The sequence below is a fragment of the Segatella sp. genome (genome assembly GCF_977051555.1).
The window spans coordinates 61,071-67,741 of record NZ_CDRSSE010000014.1; the positions used below are offsets into that span (position 1 = coordinate 61,071).

A 6,671-nucleotide genomic window follows, 5' to 3' on the forward strand; every position below is an offset into this window, starting at 1 on the left:
TTTATTTTTACGATATAAAATGAATGAATAATATGATAAATTATTTGACAACAAAAAATCGATTGCTGGTCGCATTGCTTGCTTTTATTCTTCCAAAAAGAAGATTTAATATTTGGTTATGGGTGCTGTTATGCGTCCCATGCCTGTTGGCAAGTTGCGACCATAATGTTCATGATTGCGAAGGGGGTGGAGGCTTGTCTGTTTCACTTGCATGGACAGATGAAGCTGATAAAGGTACGGAAGTGAAGGATGTGAAACTCTGGATATTCAATGCCGATGACGGATCACCCGTAGTGGAAAAGCAATATGGAAGTGCGCAGGAGGTGGCAAGCCAGCGCTTCTCTCTTCAGGAAGGGCACTATCGCATTCTGACAACTGCTAACCTTGTTGCCCCATATATAATAGGTGAGGCGACAAGAGCCATTCCCAGCATGAATCATCTGATGCTCGGACTTTCGAATCCAAGCGCATCACCCGAACATGTCTATTATGGCGTAACAGACGTCGTCATCGACAAGGAGGATGTGCGCTATATTACGAAAAGCAACATGCAACATATACTTGCAGAATTGACCATCCTCATTGAAGGAGTTCCTGACAATTTTGCAATGATAGGTAAGGTTCTGAATGTTGCAACCGGACTCCTTCCCCTGCAAAAGAATGAGGATGGAACATTCGGGACGGCAAGCTATACCAAGGAAGAGTGTGATATACCTTTGAGAATCGCAGTGCCCGGCGAAACTTTAAAAACGGAAACATTACGCTTGATGCCGACAGCCAATGGTTTTTATACCACCAAGTTGTTTATCCAACTGATTTCTCCTGGGGGAGTAGTTAGCAACTACGACATCGAAGCACCCATCATGAAATCTGGCGGCAAGTACAAGATAAACTTGGAATTTGAGGAGATGAAACCTTACATGTATCTTACGAGCACGAAGATAGATGATTGGACAGAAGGCTGGGTGTATCGAGGCGAAATCTTGAATCCAGAAGATTAAGCACCCCCTCTCATTTAAGCAAGAATCAAAACAAGAATATAAACATAAAATAGTAAAAGACAATGAAAAAGAAGACTTATCTCTTTGCTCTGATGGCAATGGCTTTGACATTGGGCAGTTGCTCTGCCGACGAAAACGGTATCGGTGGCGAGACCTCCAAGTACATCACCGTTTCTACCAGCATCGGCAACATGACACGAGTAGCCACGGACGAGAATGGTGGTCAAAAGTTTGAGGATGGTGACGAAATCAGCGTATATGCTTGGACTGGCGACCCTGCTGTCGCCCCTGAGACAAGCGAGCGTGTGGTGAACAACGCCATCAACAAGTTGACCAACAGCTCATGGGTATCAACTCCGCAGATGCTGTGGAAGAACAACCGTGACAAACATTATTTCATCGGTGTGTATCCTACAGCAGCAATATCCGATTTTACAGCTAGCGAATATAAGCTTGATGTTACGAAACAGGAGGATAGCGACCTTTTGGTAGCAGTCAACGCAAGTGGAATATCCTATAATGCAGATGAACAGCAAACGGTGCCATTAGCGTTTACTCATGTGATGTCGAAGGTGATAGTCAATCTACAATATCGCAATCAGTTTGGTGGTAAGCCTACCGTAGAGAGCCTTGTTGTTAAGAATGCCGCATCTGATGCCTCTGTCAATCTCTTGACCAAGACTGTAACTGTAGCTACAGATGCTGCTCGCACCGACATCAGTATCCCTGTAATCAAGGCAAATGAAAAATATGAGTCTATCATGATACCACAATCAGGCATTACCAAGATTGCTGTTAATATAAATGGCAAGCAAAATGTCTACACTCATCCTACTGATATCAAACTGGAGGGTGGCAAATATACGGTAGTAAATCTCATTGTAGGTCGTGACGAGATTACTCTTGGCAATGTAAGCATCGCTGATTGGGGCGAAGGAGAAAACATCAATGGTGGTGAAGCGCAAACAGATTAAAAGATTTGTATAATGTTTAAAATTATAAAGTCATGAAGATAAATAAAATATTAGTGGCAGCAGCAATGGCTCTTGGATTCGTTAGCTGCTCAAGTGAAGGAGAATTGACTCCTGCTATAGATACATTGAAAGATACTCCGTTGCAGATTAATGCATCTGTAGCAGGTATGAAAACACGTGCAGGATATGATGCTAATAGCGTACCTAACCAATTCTATCTTAAGGTAAGACAGGGGCTTAAAGACCAAAAAAAATATTGGTATGATGTTGTCATGAAACTGGAAAATGGCCAATGGGTTGCTTATAATGCTGAAAACAAGACTGAAACGGTTCAATTACTTCGAGCAGGATATAATATAGCTTGCAATCTCTATTCTTCTACATTTACTGGATACGAACTGGATGAAAACGAAAACCAGATTAAATCTATAGAATTAGAGGTTCTGGCAGACCAAAGCTTAGATGCCAGTGTCAAGGCAAGTGACCATTTGTATGCCTTAAACAAAGATAGAAATATGGAGGTTAAGGCTATTGAGTTAAAATTGGAACATCAAATGTCAAAACTCTCCCTAGAGTTGACTTTGGGTAGTGAATATAAAGAGGAGCAAAATCCTGTCAAAGATATACAGATTGTAGGAACTAAGAGAAAAGTAAATTGGTCAGATGGATATTCGTATGTTAGTGATGACGCTTCTGCAGAGGCAATTATACCATATCTTGCGGATTACACCAAGCCTACGGATGATTCCCCAAAAGCGAAAGTTTGTTATGAGGTGATTTTAGCTCCACAGACTGTTGAGGCAGGAAACTTTGGTGTAGAATTTAATGTTTTAGGCAAAACTTATCGTTGGTACAGTGATGCTGCTGTTAAATTGAAAGAAGGCACTCAATACACATTGCAACTGACGGCTGGAAAAGATCAGGCTAATCTTGTAGAAGTTACATCTAAGGCTTGGAATACAAAACACAAAAACGAAAATAATGAAGAAGTGGACAACAAGTCGGATATAGAAACCTTTTAATGACTAGAAGTATGAAAATTATAAATAAATACATATTGGTGGCTGCAGCTTCTCTATCTGTTGTTGCGTGTAGCCAAGATGATGGCTTGTCAAATAGCTATCTTAAAGATTCGGATGCTGTTCACATTACAGCCCAAGTGGGAAGTAATGAAGCTACAGGTGGCTTTATTTCTCGCTCCAATCCATTGGGTAGTGAAGTTGAGCAAGCAAAGTTTAATGAAGGCGATGCCATTTTTGTTGTTGCAGATAACCAAGATGCCGTTACTTATTCTTATGATGGTACCAGTTGGAGTCCAAAAGAAAAAGGTCTGCACTTAGTTTGGAATAGTAACGAGATGAATTTTAAGGCTTTTTATCCTGCAAATGCTAATGATGCTTCTTTTACAGACTTCACACTACCTACTGCATACAATAGCTTAGAGGACTTGGCTTTGGGTGACTATATGACATTTAGTGGTAGCCGCAAGCGTAGTTCCGGTAATGATGGCGTGAACTTGGAAATGGAGCGCAAAATGGTGCGCATCGTTGTCGGCCTAAGAGATGTTAATGTTTGGGGAGACACGATGGATGAAGGGTTGGAACTGACAGAAGTAATAATCCATCCTAATACAAATGGATATTTCGATGGTGAAGTTGTTCCCGCTGATTCAAAAGATGTTAGTGTGAAAGCGTACAAACACACTGATGGTAAGTTTTATGCGCTTATTACTCCGACAATGCCAGTGTCGGATATGTATAATTATTTGCTTTTCATGACAGTAAAGGTGGCAAAGCCTGATGGCACAGGTGAGCAAGAATTTGAAGTTAGGCGCATTCCACATACAGGTACAGAAGCTGGTAGTAGCTACGAGTACTTTTTAAAGATTGGTAAGGACGAACTTGTTGTAGATAAAATTACAGTATCTGATTGGAAAACTGGTGAAGCGATTCCTGGTGGCGAGGCTTTAGACGATGTAGAGTTTGTTAAAAAGACGATTGCAGATGCTTTGGCTGCAAATAAAACAGATATCGAATTAACATTGAATAGTTACATCAATAGTAGCGAGCTATCTGCTGCGATTAGAGATGCTCTAAAAACAACCACAGATGGAAGTGTCAATTTAACACTGAAGGGTATTACTAGCTTCCAAACAGGCTTAGATAATTTTATTAATCATTGTAATAAGTTGAAGTCAATTACTTTACCAGATGCTACAGAATTTAGCATGTGGGCATTTGCAAATTGTGATAAGTTGGAGGAAATATATGCTCCAAACGTGTCAGTGCTAGGAAGTCAAGTTTTTAAGGGTTGTAAAGGATTGAAGAAGATTGCATTGGGAGCTCTTACAAATGTGAATTTGGGGGATGATAGCGAAGCCTTTTTTGGTTTGAATACAGAAAATGTTGATTTGGTCTTGTCTGAATCGCAGAAACAGATGGAGAATCGAAATAATTGGTACTCTACCGAGGAGGATTATAAGTCTACAGATGATTATACGAAAAATATTTTCCTGGGAAGACAATTCAAGTCTGTGACTTTACAGTAAGTTAAAAAGAAAAATAACATATTAGCTCCTAAGCTGGGCAGGAGTATAAGGTGCCCAGCAAACATATCCCCCCGCACTTCACGGGAAACGACAAGGGTCTATATGCCACGATGAACAGGTGGCGTATAGACCCTTGATTATATGGTGATATTTGTAATCTACCTGGTATTAAACCAAAGTAGTCATTTTCAGAAAATCTCGCAGATGAATGTGCTTAATGCCATCAATATTGGTTTGACTGTAAAGCCTATCCATAGAAATCACGTATTTGGGATGACTGTCTTTTATCAATTTCAAATTGCCGAATTCACGCTCTACCGTTTCCTCAGAAGCCAGCAGATAGGTAACTTGCACATACGCCACACTATCAGCTTTCTCGGCAACAAAATCAATCTCAGCCTTATACATCTGACCAACATATACTTTATACCCCATCCTGCACAAATGGATATATACAGCGTTCTCCATCACCTTTTCGATATCAAAACGCCTGTTGCCACCTATAATATGATTCCTGATTCCCAGGTCTTCGAAATAGAACTTGTCGCCTAACTCGAAAAGTCGCTTGCCATGAATGTCGTATCTGTTAACTCGATCGATAATAAAAGCATTGCTTAAATACTCCAAATACGTGAGAATCATCTTGGCAGACGTTTCGGTGTTCTGGCTTTTCAGAAATTTTACAATACTCGTTGCAGAGAATTGTTTACCGATATTATCGCTCACAAACTTCAGCAGCGTTCGCAACAATGGTATGTTTCTGATGTTTTCTCGCTCTATGATATCACGAAGTACTATCGTATTATACACATTGTCAAGATAATCTTCTACCAAATCCGTATTTTCCAATCCTAAATTGCGCAACTGAGGGAGCCCGCCATACTGCAGATACAGGTTCAAGGAAGCATCATCATCCTTCAGTTCATGGAACGTCAGAAACTCTTCATAGCAGAGTCCTCTAATGCGATAAGCAATATATCTGCCTCTCAGGCGAGTTGCCAGTTCGCCCGATAGCATCTTGGCGTTGCTGCCGGTAATCATAATCTGGCAGGTATCATCCGATTGGATACTGAGGAGTGCTTTCTCGAAATCAGAAATCTCCTGCACCTCATCAATAAACAGATAGTTTTCCTTACTCTCAACGATGTTGGCTGCTACATAAGCCTCCAGATCCTGATAGTTGGCTATCATATCAAATGAGGTTTTCTCCTTATCTATATAGATAACGTGATTTTCTTCATTCTCAGCGATGTGATTATAAATTCGCCGCATCACACAACTCTTGCCGACACGCCTTTGGCCCGTCAATGCAATCATCATTCCACGTCCAAACATGCGTTCGATACGATTGGAATACCCTAGTCTTTCTAATATTTTTTGTTTCATACGAGTAAAACTTTTCGCAAAGATACTCTTTTTGTTTCGTATAAGTAACAAAAACGATAGATTTTTTGTTTTTATTACTTATAATTAACAGGTTTGGTACACATTGCGCCTCACGGGAAGCGACAAGGGTCTATATGCCACGATGAACAGGTGGCGTATAGACCCTTGATTATATGGTGATATTCGTAATCTACATCTCCGCTTTCTGTTTTTTATGAATTGCTCAGATTCTTAATGTTGCGATATGCCATCTTGCTGGTCTCGTACTCCCTCATTTCCTGCGGAGTGAACTTGGCTCTCTCGCCTTCCTCGAAGAGGCGGTCGAAACCGAAGTCGGTCAGCAAGCTGATGTATCTTTCTTCTACCTGCTTCATACGCTTTATGTTTTTATTTGTTATGCAAAGATTATGCCAGCGAGCGCAATGAAAGCTTGCTTTCTGATTGCCGAGCGCCGCACAATCTTCTGCAAAGATACGCTGAATATTTGTAACTTCCAAATTTTCAGGGCTGTTTTTTTACATTGAGGAGTGGAACTTCTTGTTTTATAATAAAGCGAAAGGTGGGGGAAATAACTGAACTTTCGCAAGGTTTGCCCCTTTAGCCCGTGCTTGAACCACATGCGAAAGTTCTGCAAATATAGTATTGTCAGACTCTCCTGACAGATGGAAAATTTAAACTATATACTAGCGTTTCTGCAAAAAAAACAGTTTTTCCTTGGTATTTTCAGAGAAAAATCGTATATTTGCCAACAGATATTAATTA

At 40.5% G+C, this 6,671-nt stretch carries 6 protein-coding genes; 4 read left to right on the top strand and 2 right to left on the bottom strand.

Annotated elements, in window-relative coordinates; all coding sequences use genetic code 11:
* The first annotated feature begins 122 nt into the window (after positions 1–122).
* The 4 genes from ACWJAO_RS05400 (at position 123) to ACWJAO_RS05415 (ending at position 4,523) form a co-directional block, all read left to right on the top strand.
* Positions 123–1,001, top strand: coding sequence for a FimB/Mfa2 family fimbrial subunit (locus ACWJAO_RS05400; RefSeq protein ID WP_449139520.1), 879 nt, complete (start codon positions 123–125; stop codon positions 999–1,001).
* Between the two features lie 62 nt (positions 1,002–1,063).
* Complete coding sequence (locus ACWJAO_RS05405; protein ID WP_449139521.1) at positions 1,064–1,975, top strand: fimbrillin family protein; 912 nt, start codon at positions 1,064–1,066, stop codon at positions 1,973–1,975.
* 32 nt (positions 1,976–2,007) lie between these two features.
* On the top strand, positions 2,008–2,997 hold the full coding sequence (locus ACWJAO_RS05410; protein ID WP_449139522.1) for a fimbrillin family protein: 990 nt from the start codon (positions 2,008–2,010) through the stop codon (positions 2,995–2,997).
* A gap of 11 nt (positions 2,998–3,008) precedes the next feature.
* A complete protein-coding gene (locus ACWJAO_RS05415) occupies positions 3,009–4,523 on the top strand; it encodes a fimbrillin family protein (RefSeq protein WP_449139523.1) in 1,515 nt (504 codons plus the stop codon).
* Between the two features lie 168 nt (positions 4,524–4,691).
* Here ACWJAO_RS05415 and ACWJAO_RS05420 read toward each other — a convergent pair whose 3' ends face one another.
* Complete coding sequence (locus ACWJAO_RS05420; protein ID WP_449139524.1) at positions 4,692–5,909, bottom strand: ATP-binding protein; 1,218 nt, start codon at positions 5,907–5,909, stop codon at positions 4,692–4,694.
* 212 nt (positions 5,910–6,121) lie between these two features.
* The gene (locus tag ACWJAO_RS05425; protein WP_449139525.1) at positions 6,122–6,283 is read right to left on the bottom strand and encodes a hypothetical protein; all 162 of its coding nucleotides are present in this window, start codon (positions 6,281–6,283) and stop codon (positions 6,122–6,124) included.
* Between the last annotated feature and the right edge of the window lie 388 nt (positions 6,284–6,671).

Excerpts from the sequence above, each read along its gene's own strand:
- ACWJAO_RS05425 (WP_449139525.1), bottom strand. The coding sequence starts at position 6,283 with ATGAAGCAGGTAGAAGAAAGATACATCAGCTTGCTGACCGACTTCGGT.
- ACWJAO_RS05405 (WP_449139521.1), top strand. The coding sequence starts at position 1,064 with ATGAAAAAGAAGACTTATCTCTTTGCTCTGATGGCAATGGCTTTGACA.
- ACWJAO_RS05420 (WP_449139524.1), bottom strand. The coding sequence starts at position 5,909 with ATGAAACAAAAAATATTAGAAAGACTAGGGTATTCCAATCGTATCGAA.
- ACWJAO_RS05415 (WP_449139523.1), top strand. The coding sequence starts at position 3,009 with ATGAAAATTATAAATAAATACATATTGGTGGCTGCAGCTTCTCTATCT.
- ACWJAO_RS05410 (WP_449139522.1), top strand. The coding sequence starts at position 2,008 with ATGAAGATAAATAAAATATTAGTGGCAGCAGCAATGGCTCTTGGATTC.